The organism is Candidatus Pelagibacter sp. HIMB1746 (assembly GCF_052047555.1).
In the GTDB taxonomy this organism is placed as follows: Bacteria; Pseudomonadota; Alphaproteobacteria; order Pelagibacterales; family Pelagibacteraceae; genus Pelagibacter.
Window position 1 is genome coordinate 60,079 of record NZ_JBNAJZ010000003.1, and the last position, 14,541, is coordinate 74,619.

A 14,541-nucleotide genomic window follows, 5' to 3' on the forward strand; every position below is an offset into this window, starting at 1 on the left:
TATGAGTAACTATTTTATAATACTAGCTTCAGGACAAAGCAAAAGATTTAATTCAAAAAAACCTAAACAATACAATATTTATGAAGGCAAACCTTTATTCAAACACTCTCTTGATAAGGCTTTAAAGTCAAAACTTTTTAAAAAAATAATAATTGTTGTGAACAAAAAAAAGGAAATTAAAGAAAAATTTCCAAAAAATGTTTCAATTATCGTCGGTGGTAAAGAAAGGTCTGATTCTTCATTGATTGCTTTAAAGTTTATTAAAAAGTACAAACCAACTAATGTGCTAATACATGATGCCGCAAGACCAAATTTTACAATTAATTTATTAAAAAAATTAATAAACTCACTAAAAAAATACAAAGCTGTAATACCTGCGATCAAATCTAAAGACTCAATCAAGTATAAAATTAAAAATCAAATATTCAATTTAAGCAGAGATAATTCTATTCTGACACAAACCCCTCAAGCTTTTAAATTTCAAGATTTATATCATCTAGCAATAGAACAAAAAAAAGTAATTACAGATGAGGCAACTTTATTTATTGAAAAAAACATAAGTGTAAAATTTATTAAAGGTGAAAATTTAAATTCTAAAATTACTTTTAAAGAAGATATTAAAGAAAAATTAACTTACTTTGGTATTGGATTTGATATCCATAGATTAATCAAAGGTAAAACACTTTATTTAGGAGGTATTAAAATACCTTATCACTCAGGATTAAAAGGACACTCAGATGGTGATGTAATTATTCATTCAATAATTGACTCGATATTAGGAGCAATGAGAAAAAAAGATATTGGTACTTTTTTTCCAGATAACAGTAACAAGTTTAAAAATATTAGATCTCCAAAAATGCTAAAACCAATAATAAACTTATTAAATTCAAATAATTACTATATCAATAATTTAGACATTAATCTGATATGTGAAAAACCAAAAATATCAAAATACAGAGATAAAATAATTAATTCACTTTCAAATCTTTTAGATTTAAATAAAGATTTAATTAATTTAAAAGGCAAAACTACAGAAAAACTTGGATTAATAGGAAAAGAAAAAGCAATTGCCTGTGAAGTAATTTGCTCAATATCAAAATGAAAAAAATTAACGTTTTAATCTCAACTTTCTTTGGTTACGGGTACTTAACAAAAATGCCTGGCACTGTTACATCGGTTGTCACAACAATCTTTATTTATATAGCTTATGAAATGCTGGACTATACAAGTTTAAAATTCTCAATAGTGTTTTTTATTATTTTGTTTTTTTACTCTTTTTATGCAGTCAAAGACGCAGAGAGTGAATTTAAAAATAAAGATCCTAGACAAATTGTAATCGATGAAGTTTTGGGTCAATCGATGCCTTTGATACTTCTGCTTTATTTAAATCAAACCAATCAAATCAATATTGCTATTGAATTTTATTATATTATTTCTTTATTATCGTTTAGATTTTTTGATATTTTAAAGCCATTTCCAGTAAACTATTTCGATAAAAATCATAAAAATTATTTTGGTATAATTATGGATGATATAATGGCTGGTATTTACTCAATGGTTGTAGTCTATTTAGTTAGTTTCATATTTTAATGTATTTAAAAAAACTACATAAAAAACTGATAGATAAAAAATTAACAATTTCTGTAGCTGAATCTTGTACAGGAGGTTTACTTGCTAGCAATCTTACTAAATTAGCAAATTCATCCAAGTACTTTCAAATGGGTTTAATTACTTACTCTAATGAGGCAAAAACTAAAATCTTAAAAGTAGATAGAAATATCATTAATAAATATGGCGCTGTAAGCAAAGAATGCTGTGAAGAAATGGTAAAAAACTTATCTAAAATTTCTAAAAGCAAAATTAATGTATCAATTACTGGTATAGCTGGACCAGGAGGAGGATCAGAATTAAAACCGGTTGGTCTTGTCTATATTGGGATTAAAACAGGAAAATATTTATTAATTTTAGAGAATAAATTTGGATCTAGGAACAGATCAAGTATTCAAAAAAATACAGTAAGAGAAGTATTAAATAAAATTACAAAAATTATTTCTTAAAGATTTTCAGCTCTTTTTTGAAAAGCATCAGCTATTTTGTTTAAACCAAATTGAAATGATTTTTCCATTATTAAATTCAAAAACTTATTTTTAATTTCAAAATCAACATCAAATTGCACTTCTGTTAAATTATCTTTTTCTACAAATTTCCAATTATTTTCAAGATGTTTTAATGGACCATCAATATTGGTTACATAAATAGAGTCGTTTTTTTTATCATATCTTACATCGCTTTTATAAGTATCAATAAAGGGTCTTTTGCCAATGGTAAGATCAGCAATTATTTTTTTTACATCCCCCTCGTCATTTGTTTCATAAATTTTTGAGTCTATGCAAAATGGGATAAATTCAGGATACTTTTCAATATCTAAAACAAAATCAATTAATGTTTGTTTATCACGTGCGATTTGACGTGTAACTGATGCTTTAGGCATTAATTACTTTTTATTCTGTTTTGTTGTAACTTAGCAAAATCCTCATCAGCATGATAAGAAGATCTTGTTAAAGGTGATGAGGAAACTAATAAAAATCCCTTAGCTTTTGCTATAGTTCCTAAATCATAAAATTCTTTTGGGGTATAATATCTATCTAATGGAAAATGTTTTGTTGATGGCTGCAAGTACTGGCCGATAGTTATAAAATCTACATCAGCTGCTCTTAAATCATCCATAACTTGCAATATTTCATCTCTTGTTTCTCCTAACCCAACCATAATTCCAGATTTAGTAAAAATATTTTTATCAATTTTCTTTGCATTTTTTAAAAGTTCTAAGGATGCAAAATATCTAGATCCTGGTCTTACTTTTAAATAAAGACTGGGTACAGTCTCAATATTATGATTAAAAACATCTGGTTTAGCTTCAATAACTTTTTTATAAGCTTCCCCTTTTCTTAAAAAATCTGGTGTTAATACTTCTATAGTTGTATTTGGATTTGATTTTCTTGTTTGATTAATCACATTATAAAAATGTTCAGAACCTCCGTCGTCTAAATCATCTCTGTCAACTGAAGTTATTACGACATGTTTTAAATTTAACTTTTTTACAGCTTCTGCAATTTTGACTGGTTCTAATAAATCTAAATTTCCTGGAACGCCAGTTTTAACATCACAGAAAGCACATGCTCTTGTACAAGTATCACCCATTATCATAAAAGTTGCGTGTCTTTTACTCCAGCACTCAGTAATATTTGGACAGTTTGCTTCCTGACAAACAGTTACTAGGTTATTATTATTAACTATTGTTTTTGTTAAAAAAAATTCTTTGCTATTTGTAAGCTTTGATCTAATCCAATCTGGTTTTTTTTTAATTGGATTTATCGGCTTATTTTCTTTTTCAGGATGTCTACTTTTCATCTTTTTTAATTAAATAAATTGTTTCACCTTTTTTACCTAATAAAAATCTTTCTCTAATTAATATCTCTACATAATCTAAATCTAGATTTGTACTTAATAGAGAATTCTTATGATCTATATCTTCTATTTTATTAATTAATAATGCCTCCTCTTTTTTCAAGTCAGACAAAAGTTCTTTTTTATCAAAATATGAAAAAAGCCCTCTTTCTCCAGAAACTAAATTAAATATAAAATAAAATATTAAAAAAATTGATGTTAATAAAAAATAATTTCTTTTTATTAATCTCAACATTAGTTGATTTTATTCATTCTTGCCTTATTTCCAAGTTCTTCTTCAATCCGAATTAATTGATTGTATTTAGCAACTCTTTCTGAACGTGCTAAAGATCCTGTTTTGATTTGATTAGAATTTGTTCCAACTGCCAAATCAGCAATGAATGTATCTTCGCTATCTCCAGATCTATGAGAAATTATTGTTTTATAGCCAATAGTTTGAGCAAATTTAATAACATCTAGCGTTTCAGAAACAGTACCTATCTGATTAAGTTTAATTAATATTGAATTGGATGAAATATTTAAAAATCCTTTTTTTAATCTCTCAAGATTTGTAACATAAAGATCATCTCCCACTATCTGAACTTTTTTTACCGAACGCATTAATTTATTCCAAGCTAACCAATCATTTTCTGCAAAAGGATCTTCTATAGATTTAATTTTATATTTCTTGATAATTTTTTGGTATTCTTTTATTGATTTTTCAACGCTTACAAAACTTTTTGAATGGATTGAATATTTGTTTTTTTTTAATAGTTCATTTGCAGCAACATCCAAACAAATTGAAACATCTTTACCATTAATAAATCCAGATTTCTTAATTGCTGAAACAATTAAATCTAAAGCCTGGTTATTGCTACTAATCATAGGTGCAAAACCACCTTCATCACCAACTGAAGTAGAATAACCTTTGTTTTTTATTAAATTACTTAGGTTTTTAATTACAACAAAACAAATCCTCATTGCTTCTGAGAAACTTTTTGCTCTATCTGGTCGTATCATAAATTCTTGTATTCTAAGACTATTGTTGGCATGAGCTCCACCATTAATAATATTCATTAATGGATAAGGTAATTGAAAATTATTTTTTAAAAAAAATGTTTTATACAAAGGTAGTTTTTTTACTTTTGCAGAAAGTTTTTTTACAGCCATTGATACTGCAAGCATAGCATTTGCACCTAAATTGGTTTTTTGTCTTGTACCATCTAAATTAATTAATAAAGCATCAATTCTCTCTTGATTATGAACACTTTGACCTTTTAATTCTTTTGAAATTTTTGAATTTACTAATCCAACAGCTTTTAAAACACTTTTACCTAAATACTTCTTGTTATTTTTATCTCGTTTTTCAAAAGCTTCATAAGTTCCAGTTGATGCGCCTGATGGACATATGGCAGATGCACTTAAATTATTTGTATAAACCTCAGCTTCTACAGTTGGATTTCCCCGACTATCAAAAACTTGTCGTGCTCTAACTTTTGTTATTTTGCTCACTTAATAAGTTTATCAATTTCGGTTAATTGTTTTAGTAAATTTTCTAGTTTATCTAGAGGAACCATGTTAGGCCCATCAGATGGTGCATTGTCAGGATCTTGATGAGTTTCTATAAATACACCAGCAACCCCAACAGCAACAGCTGCTCTTGCAAGATATTCAACAAATTCTCTTTGACCACCAGAAGACTCTCCTTGTCCTCCAGGTTGCTGAACTGAATGTGTTGCATCAAAAATAACTGGATAACCATTCTTAGCCATAATAGGCAGAGATCTCATGTCAGAAACCAAAGTGTTGTATCCAAAACTTGCGCCTCTTTCAGTAACAAGAATATTTGAGTTTCCTGAGTCTGATATTTTTTTTGTAACATTTACCATGTCCCAAGGAGCTAAAAATTGACCCTTTTTAACATTTATAATTTTATTTGTTTTTGCAGCAGCAATTAAAAGATCAGTTTGTCTACATAGAAAAGCTGGAATTTGTAAAACATCAACATGATTAGCAACTACTGAACATTGCTCTGAATTATGAATGTCAGTCAAAATTGGAATATTTAATTCTTTTTTAATTTTGTCAAACACAGGTAATGAAGCTTCCAAACCAGCACCTCTCTTACCTTTCAAACTTGTTCGGTTAGCTTTATCAAAAGAAGTTTTATAAATAAAACCTAGACCATATTTGGAAGTTATTTCTTTTATTTTTCCAGCCATGTCCATTGCATGCTGTTCTGTTTCAAGCTGACACGGGCCAGCAATGATACAAATTTTTTTATCGTTTGAGATTTCTATGTTCCCACAATTGACTGTAATACTACTCATTTATGATTTTTTGCTGCTTTGATAAATGAAGAGAATAAAGGATGAGGAGATAAAGGTCTAGATTTAAATTCAGGATGGAACTGAACTCCAATAAACCAAGGATGATTTTTAAGTTCAATTATCTCAGGAAGTTTATTATCTGGTGATAAACCAGAAAATATTAGTCCATTTTTCTCAAATTTTTCCTTAAATGAAATATCCACTTCATATCTATGTCTGTGTCTTTCTTTGATTAATCTTGATTTGTAGATATCTCTAATTTTAGACTTATCTTTTAAAATTGCATCATAAGAACCAAGTCTCATTGTTCCACCTAAATTTTTATCGGTACCTTTAACTTTTTTTCCACTTTTTTCCCACTCATTCATTAAACCAATTATATGAACACCACCTTTATCAAACTCAGAAGAAGTTGCTTTTTTAATTTTTAATTTATTTCTAGCAAATTCTAATATTGCCATTTGCATACCGTAACAAATACCTAGAAATGGTATTTTGTTAATTCTTGAATATTTAATTGCTTCGATTTTTCCCTCAGTTCCTCTTTTTCCAAATCCTCCTGGTATTAGAATACCTGAAACATTTTTAAGTTTGCTTTTAATTTCAGAAACTTTTAATTTTTCTGAGTCAATTCTAACTAAATTTACCTTCAGGTTGTTTGTAATTCCTCCATGCGTTAAGGCTTCATCTAATGATTTATATGCATCTTTTAATTCTACATACTTACCTATTATTGCAATATTAACTTGTTTTTTTGTATTAAGTGTAATTTTAGTAATTTTCTTCCAAGGATTTAGGTTATTTGATTTTTTAGATTTTATTTTAAAGTAATCTAAAACTTGAACATCTAACTTTTCTTTAGCAAAACTAATTGGTGCTTCATAAATTGTTTTTACATCAACCGTTTCAATTACATTTTTAATATCAACATTGCAAAATAGAGATATTTTTTTTCTATGCTCTAAAGGTATTGGTCTTTCTGATCTACAAATAATTATATCAGGTTGAATACCAATACTTCTCAATTCTTTTACGGAGTGTTGTGTTGGTTTAGTTTTTATTTCATCTGATGCTTTTAAATATGGAACTAAAGTTAAATGAATAAATAAAGCATTTTTTTTCCCAATATCATTTGAAAATTGTCTTATAGCCTCAACAAATGGTAAGCTTTCAATATCACCTACAATTCCACCTATTTCGCAAATTACAAAATCTTCTTTTGACGTATCGTATTTAATAAATTCTTTAATTCTATCGGTTATATGTGGAATAACTTGTACTGTCTTTCCAAGATATTCTCCTTTTCTTTCTTTTCTCAGAACATCGCTATAAATTTTTCCTGTAGTAATATTATCTGTTTTCTTTGCAGTAACTCCTGAAAATCTTTCATAATGACCTAAATCTAAATCTGTTTCAGCGCCATCATCTGTTACAAAAACCTCTCCATGCTGGAATGGACTCATTGTTCCAGGATCTACATTTAAGTAAGGATCTAATTTTCTAAGCCTAACTTTATACCCACGTGACTGTAATAGATAAGCTAATGATGCTGATGATAGACCTTTTCCAAGGGATGAAACCACGCCGCCAGTGACAAATATATATCGCGCCATGGAATTATCTTATAGCTAATAAAAAAAGAAATAGAAAGTATTAATTAATTATTTTCAGGAATTGATGGAGTATCTTCAGTTTTTTCTTCAACTGTGTCTAAAACTGATCCTGTAGGTGTTAATTCTGCTCTAGAAATTATTGTAAGCGCTAAGCTACAAATGATAAATAAAGTTGCAACTATCGCAGTTGCTTTGGTAATAAAACTACCAGCAGATCTTGATAGCATGAAATTTTCTTGAGAAACACCAATACCTAAAGCGCCACCCTCTGATTTTTGAAGTAGCACAAGCACAACTAAAATAAATGCAAGTATGATGTTAATTACAAGTAATAATGTTTCCATGGTGGTCTAATTAATGGTTTTTTTAATTATATCAATAAATTTCTTTGGATTTTGTGATGCTCCACCTATTAAAAAACCATCTATGTCAGGAATTATTTTTAATTGATCAATATTTTTGATGTTAACAGAACCTCCATATAAAACTTTTGGAGATTTTTTTCCAAATTTACTTTTTATAAATTTAATTGATTTAGACAGTTCCTCTGATGAAGGAATTAAACCAGTTCCAATTGACCATACTGGTTCGTATGCAATAATTATATCATTAATTTTTTTGATAGATTTTAATCCTTTCTTTAATTGACTATTTAAAACTTGATTAGTCTTTTTATCTCTTTTTTGTCTTAGAGTTTCACCAATACAAAAAATAATTTTTAAACCAGATTTAATTGAATTTTTTATTTTAAGATTAATTAGATTGTCATTTTCTCCAGCCATTCTGTTTTCAGAATGACCCAAGATCACATATTTTGCTCCAACACTTTTAAGCATTCTTGCATTAACCTGACCTGTAAAGGCTCCATAATCTAAATTTTGATGAGAATTTTGTGCACCAACTTCAATATTTGTTTTACTAAGTCTTTTTGAAATTGGACGTATTAGAGTATTTGGAGGACAATAAATTAGTTTGAACTTATTTTTTTTATGACTTTTTGAGAATTTAATAACTTTATCTAATGAATTTATAGTTTTTAAATCTCCAAACATTTTCCAATTAGCTATAAAATACATATATTTATTTGTCATAATTGACTTTTTAATCTATAGATTTGTTTTTTACAGATCAATAAATTTATAACGTTATGGTTGAAAAATTAAAAAATTTAGGTTGGAAACAATTTGGTGGATTGGTTCTAATAGTAATCATCATAATAGCTTTTGGCTTTGGCGGATTTGGCGGTGGCTTTAGCACTAACAATCAAAATAACATTGCTAAAATAAATAAAACTAACGTTACCACTCAAGATTTCATGGACTATGTTAATCAAAGTGGAATTTCACAAGAAGCAATAAGAAATAATTTAGACAACAATATTATAGAAGAATTACTATCAGGACTTATTTCAACAACTTTAATTGATCTAGAGATTGAAGATTTTAAACTTTCTATAAACGAAAAGACAATTTTAAAATATTTAAAAGACAATAAAAATTTTAAAGACGAGAATGGTGCTTTTGAAAGAATTAAATACGAAAAATTTTTACTTTCAAATAATATGTCTGCTCCTTTGTTTGAGTTGAAATTAAAAAATCAAGGTTTACAGAAACATTTATTTGATTTTATCGGTGCAGGTACTGTTACCCCTGAATTTCTAATAGAAAGTAAATTTGAAGAAAACAATAAATCATTAATTATTGAATACTTTGATATGGAAAATTTATATAAGATTAAGGATGATTATACATCAGATGAAATCAAAGCATTTATTGAAGAAAATAAAGATCAATTAAAAAGACAATATATTGACTTTAAATATGTGGTTTTAAATCCAAAAAATCTAATTGGAATTGATGAATTTAATCAAGATTTTTTTAACGAAATTGATGCAATAGAAAATAAAATTTCTCAAAATGAAAGTTTTAGTTCAATAATCGAAAACATAAATGTGGATGTGAATAATATTAATGAATTTGCTCCAGATGAAAACACTAGCACAAACGAAAAGTTAATTTACTCTAAGAAATCAAGCAAATTAGATATATTTGAAAGTGGCGATAATTATATTCTTTATAATATAGAGAATGAATATGATCGTTCACCAGATCTAAATGATGAGATAGTAAAAAGTGAAATTGTCGAGCTCATTTATCAAAAAGGTAAATTTGATTACAATAGAAAAATAATTGAAGAAATACAGAATGATGGATTTAATGAAAGTAAATTTATAGAGTTAAGTTCAGGTAAAATCCAAACTGGATCAATTAATTCGATTAACGATGATGGGCTATTTGAAGTAAATTCAATTAAAATGCTCTACTCATTACCTCAAAATTCTTTTGCTTTAGTAAACAACACTAATAATCAAATATTTTTAGTCAAAATAAAAGATATAAATAAAAATACGATAAATAAACAAGGTGAGGAATATAAAGGATTTGTAAATTCACAATATACAAACAACAGAAAAAGTATTTTACAATCTTACGATACCCTGTTGAATAATAAATATCAGGTTCAATTGAATCAAAAAACTATTGATAGAATTAAAAACTATTTCAAATGATAATTAATCGAAGCTTCAAAGATTTTAAGTTTCGACATAGAAGCAAAAAAAATCAGATTATATACACTTCTAAAAAAGTAAATTCTGATGATGAAGTAATAAATTTAATTGATAATTTTTTAGAGGAAAAAAATAGTTTTATATTTGAGTCTGTTGAAAAAGGAAAAATTAAAGGTAGATACACAATTTTTGGTAAAGATCCTGATAAGATATGGGAGTTCAACAACCAAAAGTCATATTTAATCACTGAAAATAAAAAAATCATTCTTAAAGATAAACCAGAAGAGTTAATAGAAAAAATTATTGAAAATTTTAAATTTGATACACCTAAGAATTTACCTAAGATTTGTTCGCTAATTTCAGGTTATTTTTCATACGATTCTATTAGGTACATAGAAAAAATTCCTAACTCATGTAAAAATGACCTTAATTTACCTGATGTAAGATTGATGAGACCAAGAACCTTGGTTATTCATGATAATTTAAAAAAAGAAATATTTTTTATAAGTAATGTTTTTAATGATGAAAAAATTAAAAATTATCAAAAAAAGTATGACTCTATAAAGACTGATCTATTTAAACTATTAATTCAATCATCGATCAAAAATATTGATACAAAAAGGGTATTAAAAGAAAAAAAAATTAAAGTTAAATCAAATACATCTAAAAATAAATTTCTTGCAATGGTTAATAAAGCTAAGAAATACATTAAACTTGGTGATATTTTTCAAGTTGTTTTAAGTCAAAGATTTGAAGCAAAATTAACAAAAAAACCCCTAGAAATTTATAAAAAACTTAGAGTAACTAACCCCTCTCCTTTTATGTTTTACTTCAACTTTAATGACTTTCAAATTATTGGGGCAAGTCCAGAAATTTTAGTAAGACTAAGAGATAACAAAATTACAGTTAGACCAATAGCAGGTACTAGACCAAGAGGAAAAAATAAAAAAGAAGATCATTTTTATGAAAAAGACCTTCTTAAAGATAAAAAAGAACTTTCTGAACATTTAATGCTTTTAGATCTAGGAAGAAATGATGCTGGTAAAGTATCAAAAATAAATACTGTAAAGGTAACTGAGAGTTTCATAATTGAGAGGTATTCTCATGTAATGCATATAGTTTCCAATGTAGTTGGAGAGTATAATAAAAAGTTTTCAAAATTTAAATCACTGTTAGCAGGATTTCCTGCTGGTACAGTATCTGGTGCTCCTAAAATAAGAGCAATGGAAATTATTGATGAATTAGAAACGTCAAAAAGGAAAGTTTACGCTGGTGGAATTGGATACTTTTCTGCTAATGGTGAATTTGATACTTGTATTGCATTAAGAACAGCTGTAGCAAAAAATAAAAAATTCTATGTACAAGCTGGAGCAGGTATCGTGGCTGATAGCAAACCTATAAATGAATTTGATGAAACAGTAAACAAAGCGAAAGCTTTGATAAATGCTTTAAGATAATGAAAATATTATTAATAGATAATTATGATAGTTTTACATTTAATCTTTATCATTACATTTCTTCATTAGGTGTAAAAGTTGATGTCATAAGGAATGATAAAATTACCTCAAAAGAAATAATAAGAAAAAAATATGATAAAATTGTAATTTCACCTGGACCTGGAAATCCAAATCAATCTGGAAATTGTATAAGTATTTTAAAATCATTATATAAAAAATTACCTTTCTTAGGTGTTTGTCTTGGACATCAAATTATAGGTCAAGTTTTTGGATCTAAAATTATTCAAGCAAAAAAATTAATGCATGGGAAAACTAGCAAAATTAAATCAAAAAAAATTGGGATTTTAAAAAATCTGCCTCGTTCCTTTGAAGCTACAAGATATCACAGCTTAATAATCAATAAAAAAACGCTTTCGAAAGATTTAGAGATTACCGCTGAAACTGATGATGGAGTGATCATGGCTATCCAGCATAAGCAATTTAATATTCATGGTGTGCAATTTCATCCAGAAAGTATTAAAACTAAGATGGGAATGAAAATTTTAAAAAATTTTATAAATTATTAATTTTATGGAAAAGATTTTAGAAAAACTTAAAAATAAAGAAAATTTAAACTTTGAAGAAAGTAAGTCAGCATTTGAAATTTTAATGACTGGTAAAGCTGATGAGGATCAAATCTACAATTTTTTAACACTTCTGTCTGAAAAAGGAGAAGTTGCAGATGAAATTGCTGGAGGTGTTTATGTGCTTAGAGAAAAATCTAAAAGAGTAAACGTTAAAGATTGCATAGATACATGCGGTACAGGTGGTGACGGTATGAACACTGTTAATATATCAACTGCATCAGCCTTACTTTTAGCTGGCATGGGCATAAAAGTTGCAAAACATGGCAATAAAGCTGTGTCCTCAAAATGTGGCTCTGGAGATGTTTTGGAAGCTCTTAATATTAAAATTGATTTAGAGCCGAGAGAAATAGAACGAGAAATAAGCAATAACAATTTTGGTTTTATGTTTGCTCCAAATTATCATAGTGCTATGAGATTTGTAGGCCCTGTGAGAAAGAAAATTGGTAAAAGAACTATTTTCAATATGATTGGTCCTTTAAGTAATCCCGCTCTAGTAGAAAGACAGGTTGTTGGAGTATTTGATAAAAAATTATTAACAATTTTTGCAGAGGGATTAAAAAATTTAAATATAAAATTTGCGTGGATAGTAAACAGCGAAGATGGATTGGATGAAATATCTCCTTATGCAAAAACAAATATAATACAATTGAAGAATGGGGAAATATCTGAAATCTTAATTGATCCTAATTCAATTGGTGTAAATGCAGAAAAATTTGAGAATTTAATTGGTAATGATGCAAAATTTAATGCAGATAAAATGATTGAAATATTTAAAGGTAAAGATAATGATTTTTCAAAAGCAGTTTGTTTAAACGCTGCAGCTGGGTTAATCGTTGCAGAAAAGTTTCTTGATTTTAAAGAAGCCTATAATCATGCAAGACAATTCATTCTTTCTGGTAAAACTTTTTCACATTTGGAACGAATACAAAATGTCTGAAAATGTTCTAGAAAATATAATTAAAAAAAAAATCGAAAAAATTGATAATCTAAAAAAATCAATTGATCTTAAAAAATTAGATGAATTAATACAAAAAAATAATTCATACATAAGTTTTAAAGATAAAATTGAAAACAATTTAAAAGAAAATAAAACTTCAATTATTGCTGAAATAAAAAAAGCAAGTCCTTCTGCAGGTGTTATAATTGAAGACTACAATCCAGTGGATATTGCTAATATTTATCTAAAAAATAATGCTACTTGTTTATCAGTTTTAACTGAAGAAGATTATTTTTTAGGAAATTTAATTCATATAAGTAAAATAAAAGATAAAGTTAATTTACCAATATTATGTAAAGATTTTTTTATTGATACATTTCAAGTACCACTTGCCAAAAGTTACGGTGCAGATGCAATTCTAATTATTTTAGCTGGTGTCTCAGATGATCTTGCAAACAATTTGTATCAAGAGGCATTGAAACTAGGTATGTCAGTAATAGTAGAAGTGCATACAGTTGAAGAGGCTCATAAAGCTCTAAATTTTAAAGATGCACTTATTGGTATTAACAACAGAAACTTAAAAACACTTAAAACAGATATAAATACAACCTATGATATTTATAATGTTGTAAAAAACCATAAAGGACCTCTAATCTCTGAGAGTGGTATTAAATCTAAAGAAGAATTATTAGAACTAAACAGCAAGACTTCAATTAATACTTTTTTAATTGGTGAATCACTTTTGAAAAAATTGGATGAAAATTCAATTTTTTCAGTTTTGTAGTCAATTTAAGCCCTATTTTTCTCACTATTTTTAGTATTGTTAAATCAAAAGAACTTTTATAGAACATTATTTGTACGATATTTGTTCTTATGTTAACAAAAAAACAAAAAAACCTGCTTTTATTTATCAACAAGAAGTTGAGAAGTTCAGGCGTGTCTCCTTCTTACGAAGAGATGAAACAATCTTTAAACTTAAAATCAAAGTCAGGAATTCATAGATTGATTAGCGCCTTAGAAGAAAGAGGTTTTATTAAAAGATTGGCTCATAAAGCAAGAGCTTTAGAGGTGGTAAAATTACCTGAAACGGCTTCAGCAAATGATATTTATAATAGTTTTTCACCAAGCGTTATCAAAGGTGGTTTGGATGAAGAAATTAACAATTCAGATGAAATGGAAGTGCCAGTATTAGGAAAAATTGCGGCAGGTACTCCTGTAGAAGCAATACAAAATGAAGTTTCAAGAATACCATTACCAAATAATTTAGAAAAAAATGGAGATTATTTTGGATTAAAAGTTCAAGGTGACTCAATGATTGAAGCTGGAATCCACGAAGGAGATACAGTTATCATTAAAAGAACAGATACAGCAGATAATGGAAAAATTGTAGTCGCATTAATTGATGAACACGAGGCGATGTTAAAAAGAATTCGTAAAAAAGGTAAAGTAGTTGCATTAGAAAGTGCAAATAGAAACTATGAAACCAAAATATTTGGCCCTGACAGAGTTAAAGTTCAGGGTGTTTTGGTATCTTTATATAGAAACTTCTAAAAAAATAGTCT

17 protein-coding genes are annotated in these 14,541 nt (G+C 27.4%); 9 read left to right on the forward strand and 8 right to left on the reverse strand.

The annotated features are described in order from the left end of the window. Position 1 precedes the first annotated feature (1 nt). The 3 genes from ispF to ACTTBM_RS04305 are packed head-to-tail and all read left to right on the forward strand — an operon-like array spanning position 2 to position 2,057. A complete protein-coding gene (ispF, locus tag ACTTBM_RS04295; RefSeq protein ID WP_440634857.1) occupies positions 2–1,102 on the forward strand; it encodes a 2-C-methyl-D-erythritol 2,4-cyclodiphosphate synthase in 1,101 nt (366 codons plus the stop codon). Then, positions 1,099–1,590, forward strand: coding sequence for a phosphatidylglycerophosphatase A family protein (locus tag ACTTBM_RS04300; protein WP_440634858.1), 492 nt, complete (start codon positions 1,099–1,101; stop codon positions 1,588–1,590). Before ispF ends, ACTTBM_RS04300 begins: the two co-directional genes overlap by 4 nt. Beyond that, on the forward strand, positions 1,590–2,057 hold the full coding sequence (locus tag ACTTBM_RS04305; protein WP_440634859.1) for a CinA family protein: 468 nt from the start codon (positions 1,590–1,592) through the stop codon (positions 2,055–2,057). The genes ACTTBM_RS04300 and ACTTBM_RS04305 overlap by 1 nt, the downstream gene beginning before the upstream one ends. Here ACTTBM_RS04305 and ACTTBM_RS04310 read toward each other — a convergent pair. The 8 genes from ACTTBM_RS04310 to tpiA are packed head-to-tail and all read right to left on the reverse strand — an operon-like array spanning position 2,054 to position 8,481. Then, a complete protein-coding gene (locus tag ACTTBM_RS04310) occupies positions 2,054–2,491 on the reverse strand; it encodes a type II toxin-antitoxin system RatA family toxin (RefSeq protein ID WP_440634860.1) in 438 nt (145 codons plus the stop codon). The two genes, ACTTBM_RS04305 and ACTTBM_RS04310, sit on opposite strands and share 4 nt — an antisense overlap. Further along, entirely contained in the window at positions 2,491–3,411 is a 921-nt protein-coding gene (lipA, locus tag ACTTBM_RS04315; RefSeq protein ID WP_440634861.1) for a lipoyl synthase, read from the reverse strand. The genes ACTTBM_RS04310 and lipA overlap by 1 nt, the downstream gene beginning before the upstream one ends. Next, positions 3,401–3,703, reverse strand: coding sequence for an FtsB family cell division protein (locus ACTTBM_RS04320; protein ID WP_440634862.1), 303 nt, complete (start codon positions 3,701–3,703; stop codon positions 3,401–3,403). The genes lipA and ACTTBM_RS04320 overlap by 11 nt, the downstream gene beginning before the upstream one ends. Next, positions 3,703–4,959: a phosphopyruvate hydratase gene (gene eno, locus ACTTBM_RS04325; protein ID WP_440634863.1), complete on the reverse strand. Its 1,257-nt coding sequence runs from the start codon at positions 4,957–4,959 to the stop codon at positions 3,703–3,705. The genes ACTTBM_RS04320 and eno overlap by 1 nt, the downstream gene beginning before the upstream one ends. Then, the gene (gene kdsA, locus ACTTBM_RS04330) at positions 4,956–5,777 is read right to left on the reverse strand and encodes a 3-deoxy-8-phosphooctulonate synthase (RefSeq protein ID WP_440634864.1); all 822 of its coding nucleotides are present in this window, start codon (positions 5,775–5,777) and stop codon (positions 4,956–4,958) included. The genes eno and kdsA overlap by 4 nt, the downstream gene beginning before the upstream one ends. Then, entirely contained in the window at positions 5,774–7,390 is a 1,617-nt protein-coding gene (locus tag ACTTBM_RS04335) for a CTP synthase (RefSeq protein WP_440634865.1), read from the reverse strand. The genes kdsA and ACTTBM_RS04335 overlap by 4 nt, the downstream gene beginning before the upstream one ends. 44 nt (positions 7,391–7,434) lie before the next feature. Beyond that, entirely contained in the window at positions 7,435–7,734 is a 300-nt protein-coding gene (secG, locus tag ACTTBM_RS04340; RefSeq protein ID WP_075506676.1) for a preprotein translocase subunit SecG, read from the reverse strand. A gap of 6 nt (positions 7,735–7,740) precedes the next feature. Next, positions 7,741–8,481, reverse strand: coding sequence for a triose-phosphate isomerase (gene tpiA, locus ACTTBM_RS04345; RefSeq protein WP_440634095.1), 741 nt, complete (start codon positions 8,479–8,481; stop codon positions 7,741–7,743). 56 nt (positions 8,482–8,537) lie between these two features. Here tpiA and ACTTBM_RS04350 point away from each other — a divergent pair, with 56 nt between their 5' ends. The 6 genes from ACTTBM_RS04350 to lexA all read left to right on the forward strand — a co-directional run bounded on the left by ACTTBM_RS04350 (position 8,538) and on the right by lexA (position 14,530). Next, positions 8,538–9,959, forward strand: a complete 1,422-nt coding sequence (locus ACTTBM_RS04350) for a SurA N-terminal domain-containing protein (protein WP_440634866.1) — start codon at positions 8,538–8,540, stop codon at positions 9,957–9,959. Next, positions 9,959–11,416 (forward strand): anthranilate synthase component I, encoded by a 1,458-nt coding sequence (trpE, locus tag ACTTBM_RS04355; RefSeq protein WP_440635046.1) that lies wholly within the window; start codon positions 9,959–9,961, stop codon positions 11,414–11,416. Before ACTTBM_RS04350 ends, trpE begins: the two co-directional genes overlap by 1 nt. After that, positions 11,416–11,982 (forward strand): anthranilate synthase component II, encoded by a 567-nt coding sequence (locus ACTTBM_RS04360; protein ID WP_440634867.1) that lies wholly within the window; start codon positions 11,416–11,418, stop codon positions 11,980–11,982. Before trpE ends, ACTTBM_RS04360 begins: the two co-directional genes overlap by 1 nt. Before the next feature lie 4 nt (positions 11,983–11,986). After that, on the forward strand, positions 11,987–12,979 hold the full coding sequence (gene trpD, locus ACTTBM_RS04365; protein WP_440634868.1) for an anthranilate phosphoribosyltransferase: 993 nt from the start codon (positions 11,987–11,989) through the stop codon (positions 12,977–12,979). Beyond that, the gene (locus ACTTBM_RS04370; protein ID WP_440634869.1) at positions 12,972–13,763 is read left to right on the forward strand and encodes an indole-3-glycerol phosphate synthase TrpC; all 792 of its coding nucleotides are present in this window, start codon (positions 12,972–12,974) and stop codon (positions 13,761–13,763) included. The genes trpD and ACTTBM_RS04370 overlap by 8 nt, the downstream gene beginning before the upstream one ends. Before the next feature lie 89 nt (positions 13,764–13,852). Continuing rightward, on the forward strand, positions 13,853–14,530 hold the full coding sequence (gene lexA, locus ACTTBM_RS04375; RefSeq protein WP_262589277.1) for a transcriptional repressor LexA: 678 nt from the start codon (positions 13,853–13,855) through the stop codon (positions 14,528–14,530). Positions 14,531–14,541: the final 11 nt, after the last annotated feature.

Excerpts from the sequence above, each read along its gene's own strand:
- ispF (WP_440634857.1), top strand. The coding sequence starts at position 2 with ATGAGTAACTATTTTATAATACTAGCTTCAGGACAAAGCAAAAGATTT.
- ACTTBM_RS04300 (WP_440634858.1), top strand. The coding sequence starts at position 1,099 with ATGAAAAAAATTAACGTTTTAATCTCAACTTTCTTTGGTTACGGGTAC.
- ACTTBM_RS04305 (WP_440634859.1), top strand. The coding sequence starts at position 1,590 with ATGTATTTAAAAAAACTACATAAAAAACTGATAGATAAAAAATTAACA.
- ACTTBM_RS04310 (WP_440634860.1), bottom strand. The coding sequence starts at position 2,491 with ATGCCTAAAGCATCAGTTACACGTCAAATCGCACGTGATAAACAAACA.
- lipA (WP_440634861.1), bottom strand. The coding sequence starts at position 3,411 with ATGAAAAGTAGACATCCTGAAAAAGAAAATAAGCCGATAAATCCAATT.
- ACTTBM_RS04320 (WP_440634862.1), bottom strand. The coding sequence starts at position 3,703 with ATGTTGAGATTAATAAAAAGAAATTATTTTTTATTAACATCAATTTTT.
- kdsA (WP_440634864.1), bottom strand. The coding sequence starts at position 5,777 with ATGAGTAGTATTACAGTCAATTGTGGGAACATAGAAATCTCAAACGAT.
- ACTTBM_RS04335 (WP_440634865.1), bottom strand. The coding sequence starts at position 7,390 with ATGGCGCGATATATATTTGTCACTGGCGGCGTGGTTTCATCCCTTGGA.
- secG (WP_075506676.1), bottom strand. The coding sequence starts at position 7,734 with ATGGAAACATTATTACTTGTAATTAACATCATACTTGCATTTATTTTA.
- tpiA (WP_440634095.1), bottom strand. The coding sequence starts at position 8,481 with ATGACAAATAAATATATGTATTTTATAGCTAATTGGAAAATGTTTGGA.
- ACTTBM_RS04350 (WP_440634866.1), top strand. The coding sequence starts at position 8,538 with ATGGTTGAAAAATTAAAAAATTTAGGTTGGAAACAATTTGGTGGATTG.
- ACTTBM_RS04360 (WP_440634867.1), top strand. The coding sequence starts at position 11,416 with ATGAAAATATTATTAATAGATAATTATGATAGTTTTACATTTAATCTT.
- trpD (WP_440634868.1), top strand. The coding sequence starts at position 11,987 with ATGGAAAAGATTTTAGAAAAACTTAAAAATAAAGAAAATTTAAACTTT.
- ACTTBM_RS04370 (WP_440634869.1), top strand. The coding sequence starts at position 12,972 with ATGTCTGAAAATGTTCTAGAAAATATAATTAAAAAAAAAATCGAAAAA.
- lexA (WP_262589277.1), top strand. The coding sequence starts at position 13,853 with ATGTTAACAAAAAAACAAAAAAACCTGCTTTTATTTATCAACAAGAAG.